The sequence below is a fragment of the Acinetobacter sp. CIP 102529 genome (genome assembly GCF_000368325.1).
GTDB lineage: Bacteria > Pseudomonadota > Gammaproteobacteria > Pseudomonadales > Moraxellaceae > Acinetobacter > Acinetobacter parvus.
The window spans coordinates 345,316-361,523 of record NZ_KB849354.1 but is presented as its reverse complement, the minus strand read 5'-3'; the positions used below and the strand labels follow the sequence as shown (position 1 = coordinate 361,523).

Below are 16,208 nucleotides of genomic sequence, written 5' to 3'. Positions count from 1 at the left end.
AACTATGCTGATGCCTTTTCAGCGTGTTCTTTAAGGTCGCGCAGAAACAACACACATTTCTGAATACGTTTTCCATCATTACCGACCTTGCTTACATTGAAATTAAGTACCCAGCTCAGGCGTTTTCCAACCTTGGCAATGTCCTTATAGACTTGCGGCTCAGCAAGCAGCGCTTTGTACAGGATGAGGCTGGCATCATTTAATTGTTCAAATTCAAAATGATAGGCCGTTGAGAAAATAAACAGCAACCAGTCACGTACAAAGCAGTCATGCAGGCTGAGTACATCACGTGGATCAGTTTCAAAGTCAATAAAGCTAAACTGATTCTGCTCATCGACTAGAATATTGCGTGCAAAGGCTTCACTTAAATACCCACCTTTCTGATGTATGCTTTGAATGGACTGAATTGCCTGGGTAAATAGTAGAAATTGTGCATCAGGATTTTCCTTGCGGCGGGCAAGCGCCTGATCTAGTTGCTGAATCTGGCTTTGATGCTGTATTCCAATGTCCTGTAATAAAATGCCTTTTTCCGAAACTGCCAACACATTTGGCGTGGAAACCCCTAATGCTCTGAGTTGCTGAATCCGCTTGAATTCACACTGAATTGCGATTGATCCCCCTCGGTTGGGAACAGGCATGATTGCACCGAGGTTGAATATTTTTGCCAGCCATTTCAGTGGGGTGTAGAGCCATAAACCATGACGCTCGGAAGCCTTTTTAAGCCAGACCTTGCCGATGTTGAGTTGGTAGGCCTCAATCGAATTCTGTTGTGTGGTTAAAGACGATTCTAAAAAAGTTTGAAAGTCAGACATAGGCCAGCAAAAAACATCCTGATGTTTATAAACACTTACTTGTAGTAGGTGTTCACTTTACCACATCAAGCTGTGCTTGCGGTACGGAATTACGGTCGGGGAGCGATACGTGGTATTTTTCAGTGACCGCATAGAGAACAAAGTTAATGGTTAGGCAAATCCAGCCTGTCCAGAGATTATGGCTGAGGAAGTGTGCGCCACGCATCATCTGTGCCCAGCCCATCGCAAAACCCAGTGTTAAACCTGCAAATAAATAAAACCATGCACGTTTTCTGTCCTGTAAACGGTAGGTAAAGTAGCCTGTGAGCAAGGCAAAGCCTGTGCTGGCATGTCCACCTGGAAAGCAGTGTCCCGCAGTTGCGGAATAATCCCAAATAAAACCTGTGACAGTCTTATGGGTCATATCCCATGGGCAAGCATGAGAAGCTTGTGCTTTCATTAGACCAATAATGCATGTACATAACATACTGACCCAAAACATATAGCCATACTGCCAACGTCTTGCTTTCAGTTTCTCAACCTTAAATGATAAACACCAAAGTACAAAAAAGATGATGTAGACCACTGTCAGGATTTTCTTCACATAAGTATGACTTAGGATGGCTAAATACCAGTCGCCCTTTAATTGGAAATGTCCTGTGCTATCCACCCAGGGTTGAATAAGAGATAAATCAATCTGTCCAGCGACTGGAAATACAAAAATCAATACCAACCCGCTGAGAATAAGTAGGCAACTGTTCCATAAGAGAAAAGGGGATTTCATTAACATAATGAATAAATAATAATGGCGCAGATTGGACTGAGATTTAAAATGATGGAACTTAATATAAAATTAACCAAAACTTAAAGAAAAATTAAATTTATTTGAATGATAATTTTTATTATTATCTGATGTTACTCAGTAAGTGTATTTTTGGGTACTTTCACCACAATATATTGTGGTTGAATTTTTGAAAATTTACAACATATAGGCTAGGTGCGTAACATCAGTTATTATAATAAAAATGTTATTCATATTATAAGGTAATACAAATTTATAAAATAAATGTGGAGCGAGCTAATACATTTAAAATGTATGTTTGAAATAAATTTTTTATGTTTAAAATTATTCCCTTGTAGTGAGGTCTGCACATACAAGGGAAATTTTAGGAATACTTGTTTCTAATCATTAAACCACATCAGAATATGGATTCTTCAGAGTTTGCCGAAATTTTGTGAATGGAAAGGTCTGCACCGCGATATTCATCTTCCTGAGAAAGACGGATACCCAAAGTCGCCTTTAAGATGCCGTACACGACAAAACCACCAATCAGCGCAATGATAATACCTAAGCCTGTACCAATGATTTGGGAAATGATGGACACGCCACCCAAACCGCCTAAAGCCTGCTGACCCAAAATACCCGCAGCGATGCCACCAAATGCACCACAGACACCGTGTAAAGGCCATACCCCCAGTACATCATCTACCTTGAGCTTGTTTTGTGTATAAGTAAACAGGTAAACAAACAGGGCACCTGCAACGCCGCCAATGAATAATGCACCAATAGGATGCACAATATCCGAACCCGCACAGATTGCGACCAAACCTGCCAATGGACCATTGTGCAGGAAACCAGGGTCATTTTTACCCATAAAGTTTGCAGCCAATGTACCGCCAACCATTGCCATCAGTGAGTTGATTGCCACCAAACCAGAGATGGCCTCCACCCGTTGCGCACTCATCACGTTAAAGCCAAACCAGCCTATAATCAGAATCCATGAGCCTAAAGCAAGGAATGGAATTGATGATGGTGGATGGGCACTGACACGGCCATCATTCTTATAGCGACCATTTCGAGCACCCAGCAGGATTACCGCTGCCAATGCAATCCATCCACCCATGGCATGTACAACGACTGAGCCTGCAAAGTCATGGAACCCTGCACCAAAGGTTTTTTCCAGCCAACCCTGCAAGCCATAATTGCCATTCCAGATCATGCCCTCAAAGAACGGATAGATCAGTGCGACCAGAATCAGCGTGGCAATGGCCTGGGAGCGCATTTTGGCACGTTCAGCAATACCACCAGAGATAATCGCTGGAATGGCGGCGGCAAAGGTGAGCAGGAAGAAACAGCGCATCAGGTTGTAGCCATGATCGGCAGCCAAGGTAGTGCCCGCATGGAAAAAATTCTGTCCGTATGCAATCCAGTAGCCCACAAAGAAATAGGCAATAGCTGAAATGGCAAAATCAGTTAAGATTTTGCTGAGCGCATTGACCTGGTTTTTATGGCGTACTGTACCCAGTTCCAAAAATGCAAAGCCAGCATGCATTGCCAATACCAGTACTGCACCGAGCAGTAAGAAAAATAGATCTACGTTTTGCATAGTAGTGCTCAAAAAAAGTGCTAAATTCGGTTTTGATACAAATATTTGATTCGTTTTTTGCACCAAAATAGATTTAGTAAATCTAAAAACTCAAGTTGTCGTGAAACAACTCAATTTGATGAATTTTATAATGCAAAAAACGCACCAATTTAGAATTTAAATTGTAATTTTGGTGAAAAGTGGTGCGATTTGCTTAAAAAGAGCACAAAATTGTTGCTGAATATGGAAAAAATCGGGTTATCTAAACCAATTGACCAACCTTAAACCTGAAATATTTTGAAAGTCTTTGCTATTACGAGTGATTAAAGCTAAGCCTTGAGCCATTGCGATTGCTGCAATCTGTCCATCTGCAAAGGGAATATTAAGCCCATTTTGTTGTGCTTCTAAGCGAATTTCAGCATGAATTTTGGCAGCAGATTCATGATAAGAAAGAATGGGAATCAGACTGACAATGTCATGTAAAAAAGAACCAATCATTTCTTTACCTTGCCCTTGAGGCATTTTAAGCCAACCAAACCGAAGTTCATTCCAAACTAAGCTCGGAATTGCAATTTCATGTTGATACAGTTGAAATTGCGAAATGACATGCTGATTGGGTTGTGGCTTGATCAATTCAGAAATGATGTTGGTATCTAGGAGATAACTAATATGAGATAGGGTAGAATTTACCATGAAAAATTTCGCCCCTGTTCTTGTGAGCGTTCAGGCTGAAAATCATCAGTCTCATTTTGTAAATCTTGTATATGTTGTTGATGCCATGCTGATCATGCCTGCATAAGACTTTGTGGCTGATGACCTAATTTTTGATAGTCATTGAAAGATAAGAGCACCGCAGAGGTTTGCCCTCGTTGTGAAATAAAAATCGGTTGACCTTGTTTGCTTTGTTGTATCAGTTGCGCAAGATTGGCTCGGACTTGGCTAAATGGAATGTTGTTCATATTATTTGTCCTATTTAGATGTACATTTTAATTGTACATTTTGTAAGGCGAGTCTAGTAAGTATAAGATGCCGATTGTACTGATTTAAAGCCGCAGTTGAAGTGGGAAAAAAGAACGTTTAAAGTATATGAAAAAGCTGAGTGGCGGGGAGATGTTGTTGGGGCATGGGGTTTTATGAGATAAGAATTTTACTTTTAAAACAAATGGTCGTAGGCATGCTTTCTGTTAAAATATTGAGTCAAATCGCATTTGTATTGAAATAAAGTCATGAGCATTTTAGATTTAAGTTTGTATCAAGAAACTGAAAATTTATCTCCACAACAAAAAAAGTTTAATCGTCAGATTCAAAAAATTGAGAAATTACAACTCTCTTTGGTTGAGTGGCAACAAGCACAACAAAAAGTACAGCAGGATGCAAGTGTTGAACTCTTGCCATTATATGCTCAATGGCACCAAGTTTTATTTAGTCAACTAGAGGTACTTTGGCAATATAAACAATCGCATAAATTTGCTAAAACCCATTTAGAGCGTTTAGATCAAAAAATCTCAATTTTAGTGAGTCAACTTTTAAATAATCCCAATCTGTCTGAAGAACAACATAAATTGACCATCGTCATTGCTCAATTTTATAAAATTTTAGAAGACCATGATCATTTGCCTACATCACAAGTAGATGATACAGAGGATGATTTTCATTCAGAGCATGATGTTGATGAAATGATGGAAAAACAAGTGATGAAAGAAATTCTTGCAGATCAATTGGGTGTGTCTGAGGACTGGATTGACTTTGATTTTGATCTCGAAAATCTTGAAGAGTTTATGCAAAAAGTAAAAGAAAAATTTGATCGAGAGGAAGCTGATTTCATTCAAAATCAACTGAATGATCATGAACGTGAAGCATATCAAAAGTTTGCAGAAAAACAAAAAAAGAAAATTTTAAAGAAGCAAATGCAACTTGAAGATGCAAAAAAAATGGCAGGGCAGTCATTAAAAAGCATTTATTTAAAAATTGCCTCTGTGATCCATCCTGATCGTGAACGGGATGAGCAAAAACGTATAGACAAAACCGAGCTCTTGCAGCAAGCAAATACTGCACTTGAAGAAAAAGATTTACTTACGCTATTAAAGTTACGTGCTTATACAGAACAAGGTGATCAAAAACAAGCAGTTAAAATCGCAAATGAACATTTGAAATCTTATAATCTATTGCTAGAAGATCAAATTGAGCAATTGCAAATGGAGTTAGATCACATTATTTACTCATTTGATTGGAAAAGCTCAGGTTTTTATAAACACACTTTTAAACCTGCTGATTTGGCTAAGAAGTACCAATATGATTTGAGGGAAATTCGAAGAAAGCTATTACAAGATGAACAGTGTTTAAATAGTTATAAGGATTTTGATTGTTTAAAAAACTTACTTAAAAATAGAGCATTCGGCTGGTCATTTAATTTTTAAAGTGGTTTGAGCCTGTAAATAAGCTTTTAGTTGTTCAAACAAGTGGGACCACCTCTGTTTAGCGTATTGAATATATTTTATTCAATACGCTAGTCATAATTATAAACTTGCAATTTGCTCCATATTCGCTTTAATCTTCGCTAATTGGTCAGCGAACTCAGCCAATTTGACTTTTTCACCATCAACAACGGCTGCTGGTGCTTTCGCAACAAAGCCCTCATTGGCAAGCTTATTGGCAATTTGATCATGTTGCTTTTGAACCTTATCCAAGTCTTTCTGCAAACGACCCAATTCTGCTTTCGGGTCAATTAAACCCTTCATTGGAACGAATACAGACACATGACCCACAACAGAAGAAGAAGATAATGGCGGTTGTTCGCCGTCAGCCAAGAATGTAATGCTTTCAACTTTAGCCAATGCCTTAAATAATGCTTCAATACGGGTGATTTGCTCACGTTCAGTATCAGAAATGTTTTGCAGCAATACAGGCAATAAACGCGCATTACCCAAGCCCATTTCACCACGAATGTTACGTACCGCACCAATCAGGCCTTGTAACCACTGCATATCTGCTTCAGCTTGATCATTGATCTTCGCTTGATCAGGCACAGGATATTGTGCGGTCATGATGGTTGCGCCACCTTTGCCCAACATTGGTGCAAGGGTTTGCCAGATTTCTTCAGTCAAATACGGCATTAACGGATGTGCCAAACGTAAAGAAGCTTCCATTACTGCAAGTAACACACGGCGAACTTCTGCCTTACGTTCTTCTGACACATTGGCATCATTAAGCACAGGCTTGGTCAGTTCGACATACCAGTCGCAGTATTCATTCCAGATAAAGTCATAGATTGCTTGCGCCGCAAGGTCTAAACGGTAGGTGGCAAATGCTTGATGCACCGCAGCTTCCACTTTCTGTAAACGGCTGATGATCCATTGTTCAGGAAGTTCCCATAAATCAGGACGCGCTTCCTGACCAACGGTTTGCCCCTCAACATTCATCAATACGAAACGGGTCGCGTTCCAAATCTTGTTACAGAAATTACGGTAGCCTTCAACGCGTTTTAGATCGAACTTGATGTCACGACCCGTATTGGCAAGCGCACAGAACGTAAAACGAACTGCATCTGTACCGTAGGCATTGATGCCGTCTGGAAATTCTTTACGGGTTGATTTCTCAATCTTCGCAGCGTCTTTCGGATTCATTAAGCCAGTGGTACGTTTCGCAACCAGACTTTCAAGATCAATACCGTCAATCAAGTCTAACGGATCAAGTACGTTGCCCTTGGACTTCGACATCTTCTGACCTTCACCATCACGGACCAAGCCATGAACGTAAACCGTCTTGAATGGAACTTGTGATGAACCATCTTCATTTTTCATGAAGTGCATGGTCATCATGATCATACGGGCAACCCAGAAGAAGATGATGTCAAAACCTGTCACCAACACATCAGTCGGGTGGAACGTTTTAAGGAAGTCATTGGCTGCATCTTTCTGTGCATCGCCAGTCCAACCTAAAGTTGAGAACGTCCAAAGCGCAGATGAGAACCATGTGTCCAAAACGTCTTCGTCTTGTTTAAGTTCTACATCAGCAGCGATGTTGTTTTTGCTACGAACGTCTTCTTCATTGCGTCCCACGTATATGTTTCCTTCTGCATCATACCAGGCAGGAATACGGTGGCCCCACCACAGTTGACGCGAAATACACCAGTCCTGAATGTCACGCATCCATGACATATACATATTGGTATATTGCTCAGGCACAAACTTAATACGACCATCCTGAACTGCTTCGATTGCAGGTTCAGCAAGTGGCGCAATTTTGACATACCATTGATCGGTCAATAATGGTTCAACAATCACACCTGAACGGTCGCCACGTGGCGCTTTCAAGTCATAAGGTTGGATTTGATCTAACCAGCCTTCAGTTTCCGCTTGTTCAACCAACTTTTTACGGGCAGCAAAACGCTCTAAACCAATATAGTCCGCAGGGGCAGGCAACAGTTGAGAAATTTGCTCACCCGCTTTGGCGATATATTCAAACTCAGCCAGCACTTCGGCATTTTTGTTGAAGATGTTGATGATGGCTAAGTTACAGCGTTTACCGACTTCATAGTCATTAAAGTCATGCGCTGGGGTGATTTTCACGCAGCCAGTACCGAAATCTTTTTCGACATATTCATCAGCCACCACAGGTACTAAGCGACCTGTAATTGGGAGAATAATGTTTTTACCAATCAGGTGTGCATAACGTTCATCTTCAGGATGTACCGCAACTGCTGTATCGCCTAATAAAGTTTCTGGACGTGTGGTTGCCACCACAAGATAGTCATTACCATCTTTGGTTTTCAGTGATTTATCTTCAAAGAAATACTTAAAGTGCCACAATGAGCCTTTTTCTTCCTTGCTTTCAACTTCAAGGTCAGAAAGGGCAGTTTGCAGTTTAGGGTCCCAGTTCACCAAACGCTTGCCACGATAGATCAAGCCATCTTCGTGCAAACGCACAAACACTTCCTTTACGGCATTGGATAGACCATCATCCATGGTAAAGCGTTCACGAGACCAGTCCACAGATGAACCTAAACGGCGGATTTGCTTGGTAATCGTTCCGCCAGATTGTTCTTTCCATTCCCAAACTTTGTCGATGAACTTGTCACGACCCAAGTCATGACGGGTCACACCTTGCAAACCGAGTTGACGCTCGACCACCATCTGCGTTGCAATCCCCGCATGGTCTGTGCCTGGTTGCCATAAGGTGTTTTTACCCATCATACGGTTATAGCGAGTCAAGGCATCCATAATGGCATTGTTAAAGCCATGCCCCATGTGCAGGCTACCTGTCACGTTTGGCGGTGGAATCATGATACAGAATGATTCACCCTGACCTGATGGTTTGAAGTAACCCTGTTGTTCCCAGATTTGATACCATTTCTTTTCGATCTCGGTTGGATCGTAAGTGGTTGCAATATTTTGAGCAGATTGAGCGTCAGTCATAGTACAGAAGATTAAAATTGAATAAAAAATTGGATCTATTGTAGCAAAAAAACCGCCAAGATTTTCATCTAAAAAAGCCGATGAAATGCGTTGGTTTTTTAACGATAAAACCTTGAATTATGTGTTCTGTGTCACATAATTATCCTATGTAGATGCATAAAACAACAACATAACAATATTAAAATATGAATGAGAGGATGGTTCAGATGAGTTATTCAATTTTACTAAAAATTAATGAAGCAACACACGGTCAACCATTTTTTGGCATTTATGCATGTTGATGCGGAATAGAATATGGTAAATTCGGCGTGTAAAAAGCCAAAAATGATATAAAACAGTTTGATGGAAAAATAAGGGCTTGTTGAACAAGCCCTTATTTTATGCAATCTAAGAATTAGGGTAATTAGAATGAACACCGCCGTTTTTTTAAATATTCATGCGGATACATACGCGAGATTTGCGCATATTCGAGCGCAGTTATTACAGGGCAGTAAGGAAAGTCAGGCAAATGCTTTGGGGAATGTCCTGTCAGAAATGGCTTGTGAAGTGATTGAACAGGTTTTTATGGTGCTGCTACAGGAAAACCAGCATCATTCCCAAACAGGCGAATCCGAAAAGGTGATTCAGCAAATTCTGGAAGCCATTCGCAAATATATGCCGTGGTCAGTTTCATTTTTTGGCAATGACCGATTGGTTCCTGTGGTGGAATATCTTTCCAAAACCATTCAGCTTGAAGATGAAAAAGTTTACATGACCTATCCAATTGAACAGCAGCTTGCACAACAGGTGAAAAGCTCAAGCCATAAGCTTGCTGGTGGAGACCGTCATGAAACGGTAAATGCGTTGAAACTGCTGACCGATGTGATTGATGTCGGTGTGACCCATTTAATTCGTGAACCGAAAAAATGCCTGAAGTTTAATTTTGTGGTGGATAAAACCCTCAATGGCGTGATCAACATGACCACACATCTAGGCTATAAACGTTTGGAAAAACTAGGCACTCAACTGGATCAGCAGGTTGCGGTCATTTATGTGGATTACTTCTTAAAATTTATGCGTCATCAGGCATAGGGGATCATTGATATGGCAAAGCTAAAAAACCTTGAAAATAAAGTGGTATGGATTACAGGGGCTTCTTCTGGTTTGGGCAAGGCGCTGGCAAGGGAATGTGCCTTGCAGGGTGCGCAGGTGGTGCTGACTTCACGCCGTTATGATGAACTGGAAGCTGTGCGTGTCGGTTTGTTCAAGCCAGAACGTCATGTTTCAATTGCCGCTGATATTACTGATGAAGCCCAGGTACGTCATGCGCATGAACAGGTTTTGGCATGCAAAGGGCGAATTGACTGGCTTATCAACAATGCAGGTCTGAGCCAGCGTGCCCTGATTCAGGACACCACCATGCAAACTGAACGTGCCATCATGGAAGTAGATTATTTTTCACAGGTGTTCTTTACCAAGACTGTGTTACCAACATTCCTCAAACAAAAGTCTGGTCGGGTGGTATTTGTCTCCAGTGTGGCGGGCCTATTGGGTACACAATATCGCGCCAGTTATTCAGCTGCCAAAGCGGCGATTCATATGTGGGCAAACAGTCTTCGCGCCGAGGTTTCAAAAGATGGGGTTGAGGTTTCGGTGGTTTTCCCAGGCTTTGTTAAAACCAATGTCTCTTTTAATGCCTTAAATGGTGAGGGTAAGCCACAGGGCTATCAGGATGAAGCCATTGAAAATGGTTTGGATGCCGATGTATTTGCCCAGCGAGTTGTTGAGGCTTTGATGGCAGGTGAGGAATATGTAGTTGTCGGCGGCAAGAAAGAACAACTGGGCGTATTGGTGTCCCGTTTGTCACCAAGCCTGTTGTATAAAATGATTCGTAAAACCAAAGTGAAGTAAAAGGGGCTTTTGCTCCCTTTTACTCATTTAAAATAGCCGTGCCATAAGCAAACACTTCAACCATGCCACCTTGCATCCCCAGTTCAGTGGTGCTGAGACGAACCCCCATGATTTGGTTTGCTCCCATCCTGTGTGCTTCCTGCTTGAGCCGAACCATTGCCTCACGCCGTGCCCGTTCTACCAAACTTTCATAGCTGACAAGAGGACCACCAAAGAAGTTTTTAATGGTGGCAAGCACATATTTAAAATAATCATGTGAGATCACCACATTGCTGCTTACCAGTTGACCTTTTGCAGTCGTTTCAACAAAGCGGTTGGTATCAATGCGGATATGGGCAAGTTGTCTTTCTTTCTCATCCAGTTCGCGTAGGTGTTTTTGTTCAATATGACGACCAAAACCCCAACCGACTGAAAAAAGAATCAGAAAAATAACGATCTGAAAAATTAATCCATCCATTATATTGCCTATGCGCCAAATGGATCAGGAAGTTTAGGCGCCACAGGCTGAACCACGACAGCCGTACCATATACAAAAAGTTCGGACGCGCCTTGGGCAATATTCGATGTGGAAAAGCGAATCCCCACAATCGCATTGGCACCTAAACCGCGTGCCTTGTCGATCATGCGTTGTGTGGCTTCCTGACGGGATTCCTCAAGAAGTTCGGTATAACCTGTCAATTCGCCGCCCACAATATTTTTTAAACCCGCCATCAGGTCGCGACCCACGTGCTTACTGCGGACAGTGCTGCCATACACCACATCAAGCTGACGTAAAATTTCATGACCAGGTACAGATTCCAAGCTGCTGAGTAACATATTGATCTCGAATAAAAATACTGTATTAAAGATAAAACAACATGAGGGATGAGAAAAGCTTAAAAAGGTAATTCTCATAAATATAGCTTGGGAATATACCAAGCCATTTTGATTGAAAGTGAGATGGTTATTTAATGGTGTGATAGAAATAACCTGTAAACTGGGAATTTCATCGCGTGCCGAAGCGGCACAATATGCCAATCATTTGGGGTTAAACTATTATTCAGTCGGACTCAAAATAAACTAGCCATCTCGGGAGATGGCTATAGATAGTACATCTTATTAAGGTTTATTGTGCAGCATGTATTTTAGCACTAGAGGGTTGAGGCGTCACTGTATCACTGGTATTGGTCTTTAAACCGCCACCCAATGTTTTGTAAAGCTCAACTTGGTTGTTCAGGTTTGCCTGCTGTAACAGCAGTAAACCTTGCTCAGCCGAATACGCTGAACGCTGGGCATCCAACACGGTTAAATAACTATCAATACCTGCACGGAAACGGGCGTTAGACAGCTTATAGGTAGTGTTGGTTGCATCCACTAAACGGCGTTGCGCGGTTAAACGATCACCAATGTTGGCACGGGTTGCCAAGGCATCATTCACTTCACGGAAAGCAGATTGAACTGACTTTTCATAGTTTGCCAAGGCAATTTTCTGATCAGTCTCTGAAATCTTGATGTTGGCTTTACGTGTACCCCAATCGAAGATTGGCAAGCTAATATTTGGCCCAATTGACCAAGCTGCATTACCCGCCTTAAAAAGGTTGCTCAAATCTGTTGAAGCATAACCTGCCGAACCTGTCAGGCTAATCGTCGGGTAAAGTTGTGCTTTGGCTGCACCAATATTTGCACCTGCGGCACTGAGTTGATATTCAGCCGCCTTGATATCTGGGCGATTATTGAGCAAGTCACTTGGTAAACCAGCACTTAAAGCGCTTTGTTTGGTAATTTGAGAAATTTGCTGTTGTGGCAATAAGTTTTGAGGAACTGTTTGACCAACAAGTAAATTTAACAAGTTTTGTGCTTGTGCGATCTGTGTTTTGTAGTTGGCAACATCATTACGTGCGGTTTCAACCGAAATTTGCGCCTGACGCAATGGAATCTCACTATCAATGCCCACATCGAAACGTTTCTTGTTCAGGTTAAACGAGTCTTGCTGTACCTTGAGGGTTTGATTTGCAAGTTTCAACTGTGCACTTGCATACGAATAATTCAACCACGTCTGAGTGATCTGGCTGATTAAACTAATTTGTGTGGCATCACGCGCACTTTGTGTCGCAAGGTAGCTGTCTAGTGCCGCATCTTTCAAGCTACGTACACGACCCCAGAAATCCAACTCATATGAAGTTAGGCCTAAACCGACTTGATAGGTTGAATATGGGTTATTTGGATCACGAGTAGGGGTGACTTGACGAACCGCACTACCACTTGCGCCAATCGTTGGTAACTGATTGTTTTCCGAGATTTGGTATTGCTGTTGTGCTTTTTGGATATTCAAAGCCGCAGTACGTAAATCACGGTTATTGGCAAGCGCCAGATCAATCACTTGCAGCAAACGTTGGTCAGCAAAGAAATCTTTGTAACCTTGTTCTGCGATTGATGTTCCAGAAGCATTGCCGTAAGACGCGAAGCTTTCAGGAACATCTGAGCTTACCACAGGCTCTGGCCCGCGCATGCTTTGGCAGGCAGCCAAAGATAGCGCGAGGGCAGAGATTGCAATGCCACGACTGGAAATAGACCATACAGTTTGCATCACGATCAATGCTCCTGAGTATTTAAAGTTTTAGGTTTGTACTTAAAGATACTACGAATCCACACGAAGAATACAGGGATGAAGAAAATACCTAAAAGTGTTGAAGAAATTACACCACCAAGTACACCATAACCGACCGAGTGTTGGCTACCTGCGCCAGCACCGCTTGCTAGGGCGAGCGGTAAAACACCGAAACCGAATGCAAGTGTAGTCATGATAATTGGACGTAAACGCATTTTGGCAGCATGTAATGTTGCTTCAAAGAGTTCTTCGCCTTGTTCCTGTAATTCTTTCGCAAATTCGACGATCAAAATCGCATTCTTCGCGGATAGACCAATTACGGCAACAATTGCAACCTGGAAGTAAATGTTAAAGGATAAGTTTGGATCACCTTTAATCAGCATACCTAACCATGTCAAGGCAAATGCACCGACGATACCTAAAGGTACAACCAGCAATACCGAAACAGGTACAGACCAGCTTTCATAGAGTGCAGCAAGACACAGGAATACGATTAATAATGAAAGAACAAGAAGAGGTGCTGTTTGGCTACCAGAATCACGTTCTTCTAAAGATAAACCTGTCCATTCATAGTCGAAACCGGTTAAGCCCATAGAAGGTAACTTACCAATGATTTCTTCCATTGCCAACATTGCATCACCAGAGCTGACACCCGGTGCAGGCGTACCTTGAATGTTAACAGATGATACGCCGTTATAACGCTCTAGACGTGGTGAACCATAGGTCCATTCACCTTTGGCAAAGCCAGAGAAAGGAACCATTTCGCCTTTGTTGTTACGCACATACCACTTGTTCAAGTCTTCAGGCATCATGCGTGTATCCGCTTCACCTTGGACATAAACTTTCTTCACACGACCACGGTCAACGAAGTCATTGATATATGAACCACCCCAAGCCATGCTCATGGTGCTGTTAATATCGGCAATACTGACACCCATTGCACCTGCTTGCGCTTGATCAATGGTGATCTGGTACTGTGGTGTATCTTCTTGACCATTTGGACGTACACCCGCAAGACGTTTGTCTTGTGATGCCATACCTAAAATCGCATTACGAGCAGCAATGAGTTTTTCATGCCCTTGACCGCTGGCATCTTTTAACTGGATATCGAAACCAGAAGCGACACCCAATTCAGGCATTGCGGGTAACTGCAATGGCATGATGTAAGACGCATCTTTCACAATCATGTTCAATGCCATACCACGTTGAATGATGGCACCGATTTGTGATTCTGGTGTCGTACGCTCACTCCAGTCTTTTAATTTAATAAAGGCAAGACCCGCGTTTTGACCCACCCCTGTGAATGAGAAACCAGCAACTGTAAAGATTGACTCTACATTTTCTTTTTCCTTATTCAAGAAATAGCCTGTCATGGTATCGATGACTTTGTCGGTTCGTTCCAAGCTCGCGCTCGGTGGTAACTGAACCAGTGTCATCACCACACCTTGGTCTTCTTCTGGTAAGAATGAAGATGGCAAAACTTTATAAATGCCAACCAAAGCGGCAATCACAACAATATAAAGTACCCCAGAGAATAACTTGTGGTGGGTCATACGATTGACACCGCCTTGGTATTTCTCCGAAAGTCTTTCAAAGCTACGGTTAAACCAACGGAAGAAACGCGCGAAAATATTGTTGCTTTCCTGCTTGTTTGGATCGTGCTGTTTTAACAAGGTTGCACATAGGGCAGGGGTAAAGGTAAGTGCTACGATCAATGACAAGATCATCGCAGTAACCAGCGTGATCGAGAATTGACGATAAATTACCCCAGTGGTTCCACTAAAGAACGCCATCGGTACGAATACCGCTGTTAACACACTGGTAATACCGACTAAGGCGCCTGAAATCTGACTCATCGACTTTTCGGTCGCAGGGACAGGTTCCAGATGTTCTTCCTGCATTACCCGTTCAACGTTCTCGACCACGACAATGGCGTCATCCACCAATAGACCGATGGCCAGTACCATTGCAAACATGGTGAGGGTGTTGATTGAGAAGCCGAAGATATTAATCACGGCAAATGTACCCAACACAACCACAGGAACTGCCAATGTTGGAATAATCGTTGCGCGCCAGTTCTGTAAGAACAAGAACATTACGATAAATACCAAGACAACCGCTTCAATGAGCGTGTGCACAACACTTTCAATCGAAAGACGAATAAATGGTGTGGTGTCATAGGCTAGCTTGTCTTTTAAACCGCTCGGATAGTTATGACGTAACTCAGATAAACGTTTTTCAACCGCAGCAGCAGTATCCAATGCGTTGGCACCTGTTGCCAGTTTGATTGCGACACCACCTGCAGGTTTACCATTGAACTTTGAGTCAAATTGATAGTTATCTGAACCGAGTTCGACACGTGCAACATCACCCAAACGAACTTGTGCACCACCTGAGGTATTTTTCAGGAAGATGTTTTTAAACTGTTCAGGGGTTTGCAACATGGTTTGTGCATTTACCGTTGCGTTAAGAACTTGGCCTGCAGTTGATGGCGCACCACCGAGCTGACCCACCGCAACTTGCGAGTTTTGTGCACGAATAGCAGTTGCAACATCATTTGGCGTCAAGTTAAAGCTAGTCAGCTTTGCTGGATCTAACCAGATACGCATTGCATATGAACCACCAAATACTTGGAGTTCACCTACACCTGCCACACGACTCAGTGGCTCAGAAATATTTGAGTTCACATAATCTTTAATGTCAGAAGCAGAAAGGCTGTTATCTGGCGAATAAAATGCAATAACTTGCAAGAAGCTTGCACCAGACTTCGTCACTTTTACACCTTGACGTTGTACGTCAGCAGGTAACAGTGCTGTTGCTGATTGCAGTTTGTTTTGAACTTGTACTTGGGCGATATCTGGATCGACACCTTGTGCGAAGTTCAAGTTAATTGATGCTTGACCATTACCCGCACTATTCGATGAAATGTAACGTAAACCATCCAAACCATTCATTTGTTGTTCAATGATTTGGGTGACCGTATTTTCAACGGTTTGCGCAGAAGCCCCAGGATAAGTTGCAGAAATCGTTACCGTGGGGGGGGCAATTGTCGGATATTGTGCAACTGGCATTTTTGTGAGCGTGATAATACCCGCCAACATAATGACCAGTGCGATCACCCATGCAAAAATTGGGCGATGGATAAAAAATTGAGCCATGC

General features: G+C 42.3%; 13 protein-coding genes and 1 pseudogene. 4 read left to right on the top strand and 10 right to left on the bottom strand.

The features are described 5' to 3' along the window. Positions 1–2 precede the first annotated feature (2 nt). From F972_RS03860 to F972_RS15035, 5 genes are all read right to left on the bottom strand, one after another. Positions 3–812 carry a lipopolysaccharide kinase InaA family protein gene (locus F972_RS03860; protein ID WP_004681551.1) on the bottom strand — a complete coding sequence of 270 codons (810 nt, stop codon included), beginning with the start codon at positions 810–812 and terminating at the stop codon, positions 3–5. A gap of 52 nt (positions 813–864) precedes the next feature. Next, complete coding sequence (locus tag F972_RS03855) at positions 865–1,581, bottom strand: phosphatase PAP2 family protein (protein WP_004681549.1); 717 nt, start codon at positions 1,579–1,581, stop codon at positions 865–867. Positions 1,582–1,990: 409 nt separating this feature from the next. Further along, entirely contained in the window at positions 1,991–3,178 is a 1,188-nt protein-coding gene (locus F972_RS03850) for an ammonium transporter (protein WP_004755963.1), read from the bottom strand. A 237-nt stretch (positions 3,179–3,415) separates the two neighbouring features. Further along, positions 3,416–3,850, bottom strand: coding sequence for a type II toxin-antitoxin system VapC family toxin (locus F972_RS03845; RefSeq protein ID WP_004755961.1), 435 nt, complete (start codon positions 3,848–3,850; stop codon positions 3,416–3,418). A gap of 92 nt (positions 3,851–3,942) precedes the next feature. Then, positions 3,943–4,116, bottom strand: a complete 174-nt coding sequence (locus tag F972_RS15035) for a type II toxin-antitoxin system Phd/YefM family antitoxin (RefSeq protein ID WP_004681546.1) — start codon at positions 4,114–4,116, stop codon at positions 3,943–3,945. Positions 4,117–4,182: 66 nt separating this feature from the next. On the opposite strand from F972_RS15035, the pseudogene F972_RS16455 reads away from it, so the two are divergent. After that, positions 4,183–4,294 (top strand): annotated as a pseudogene (locus tag F972_RS16455) (molecular chaperone DnaJ); the annotation flags it as partial. Positions 4,295–4,383: 89 nt separating this feature from the next. Continuing rightward, complete coding sequence (locus F972_RS03840; protein ID WP_004755959.1) at positions 4,384–5,574, top strand: hypothetical protein; 1,191 nt, start codon at positions 4,384–4,386, stop codon at positions 5,572–5,574. A 99-nt stretch (positions 5,575–5,673) separates the two neighbouring features. On the opposite strand, the gene F972_RS03835 is transcribed toward F972_RS03840, so the two are convergent. Continuing rightward, positions 5,674–8,571: a valine--tRNA ligase gene (locus F972_RS03835; protein WP_004755957.1), complete on the bottom strand. Its 2,898-nt coding sequence runs from the start codon at positions 8,569–8,571 to the stop codon at positions 5,674–5,676. Positions 8,572–8,979: 408 nt separating this feature from the next. On the opposite strand from F972_RS03835, the gene F972_RS03830 reads away from it, so the two are divergent. Continuing rightward, the gene (locus F972_RS03830; protein WP_004674981.1) at positions 8,980–9,642 is read left to right on the top strand and encodes a hypothetical protein; all 663 of its coding nucleotides are present in this window, start codon (positions 8,980–8,982) and stop codon (positions 9,640–9,642) included. Positions 9,643–9,654: 12 nt separating this feature from the next. Then, entirely contained in the window at positions 9,655–10,461 is an 807-nt protein-coding gene (locus F972_RS03825) for an SDR family NAD(P)-dependent oxidoreductase (protein ID WP_004681543.1), read from the top strand. Between the two features lie 19 nt (positions 10,462–10,480). Here the strand turns inward: F972_RS03825 and F972_RS03820 are convergent, their stop codons facing one another. From F972_RS03820 to adeJ, 4 genes are all read right to left on the bottom strand, one after another. Beyond that, positions 10,481–10,918, bottom strand: a complete 438-nt coding sequence (locus tag F972_RS03820) for a YbjQ family protein (protein WP_004681541.1) — start codon at positions 10,916–10,918, stop codon at positions 10,481–10,483. 8 nt (positions 10,919–10,926) lie between these two features. Further along, positions 10,927–11,277, bottom strand: coding sequence for a YbjQ family protein (locus F972_RS03815; protein ID WP_004674976.1), 351 nt, complete (start codon positions 11,275–11,277; stop codon positions 10,927–10,929). Between the two features lie 289 nt (positions 11,278–11,566). Beyond that, a complete protein-coding gene (gene adeK / locus F972_RS03810; RefSeq protein ID WP_004681540.1) occupies positions 11,567–13,027 on the bottom strand; it encodes a multidrug efflux RND transporter AdeIJK outer membrane channel subunit AdeK in 1,461 nt (486 codons plus the stop codon). 5 nt (positions 13,028–13,032) lie between these two features. Continuing rightward, positions 13,033–16,206, bottom strand: a complete 3,174-nt coding sequence (adeJ, locus tag F972_RS03805) for a multidrug efflux RND transporter permease subunit AdeJ (RefSeq protein WP_004755952.1) — start codon at positions 16,204–16,206, stop codon at positions 13,033–13,035. Positions 16,207–16,208 lie beyond the last annotated feature (2 nt).

Excerpts from the sequence above, each read along its gene's own strand:
- F972_RS03860 (WP_004681551.1), bottom strand. The coding sequence starts at position 812 with ATGTCTGACTTTCAAACTTTTTTAGAATCGTCTTTAACCACACAACAG.
- F972_RS03855 (WP_004681549.1), bottom strand. The coding sequence starts at position 1,581 with ATGTTAATGAAATCCCCTTTTCTCTTATGGAACAGTTGCCTACTTATT.
- F972_RS03850 (WP_004755963.1), bottom strand. The coding sequence starts at position 3,178 with ATGCAAAACGTAGATCTATTTTTCTTACTGCTCGGTGCAGTACTGGTA.
- F972_RS03845 (WP_004755961.1), bottom strand. The coding sequence starts at position 3,850 with ATGGTAAATTCTACCCTATCTCATATTAGTTATCTCCTAGATACCAAC.
- F972_RS15035 (WP_004681546.1), bottom strand. The coding sequence starts at position 4,116 with ATGAACAACATTCCATTTAGCCAAGTCCGAGCCAATCTTGCGCAACTG.
- F972_RS03840 (WP_004755959.1), top strand. The coding sequence starts at position 4,384 with ATGAGCATTTTAGATTTAAGTTTGTATCAAGAAACTGAAAATTTATCT.
- F972_RS03835 (WP_004755957.1), bottom strand. The coding sequence starts at position 8,571 with ATGACTGACGCTCAATCTGCTCAAAATATTGCAACCACTTACGATCCA.
- F972_RS03830 (WP_004674981.1), top strand. The coding sequence starts at position 8,980 with ATGAACACCGCCGTTTTTTTAAATATTCATGCGGATACATACGCGAGA.
- F972_RS03825 (WP_004681543.1), top strand. The coding sequence starts at position 9,655 with ATGGCAAAGCTAAAAAACCTTGAAAATAAAGTGGTATGGATTACAGGG.
- F972_RS03820 (WP_004681541.1), bottom strand. The coding sequence starts at position 10,918 with ATGGATGGATTAATTTTTCAGATCGTTATTTTTCTGATTCTTTTTTCA.
- F972_RS03815 (WP_004674976.1), bottom strand. The coding sequence starts at position 11,277 with ATGTTACTCAGCAGCTTGGAATCTGTACCTGGTCATGAAATTTTACGT.
- adeK (WP_004681540.1), bottom strand. The coding sequence starts at position 13,027 with ATGCAAACTGTATGGTCTATTTCCAGTCGTGGCATTGCAATCTCTGCC.
- adeJ (WP_004755952.1), bottom strand. The coding sequence starts at position 16,206 with ATGGCTCAATTTTTTATCCATCGCCCAATTTTTGCATGGGTGATCGCA.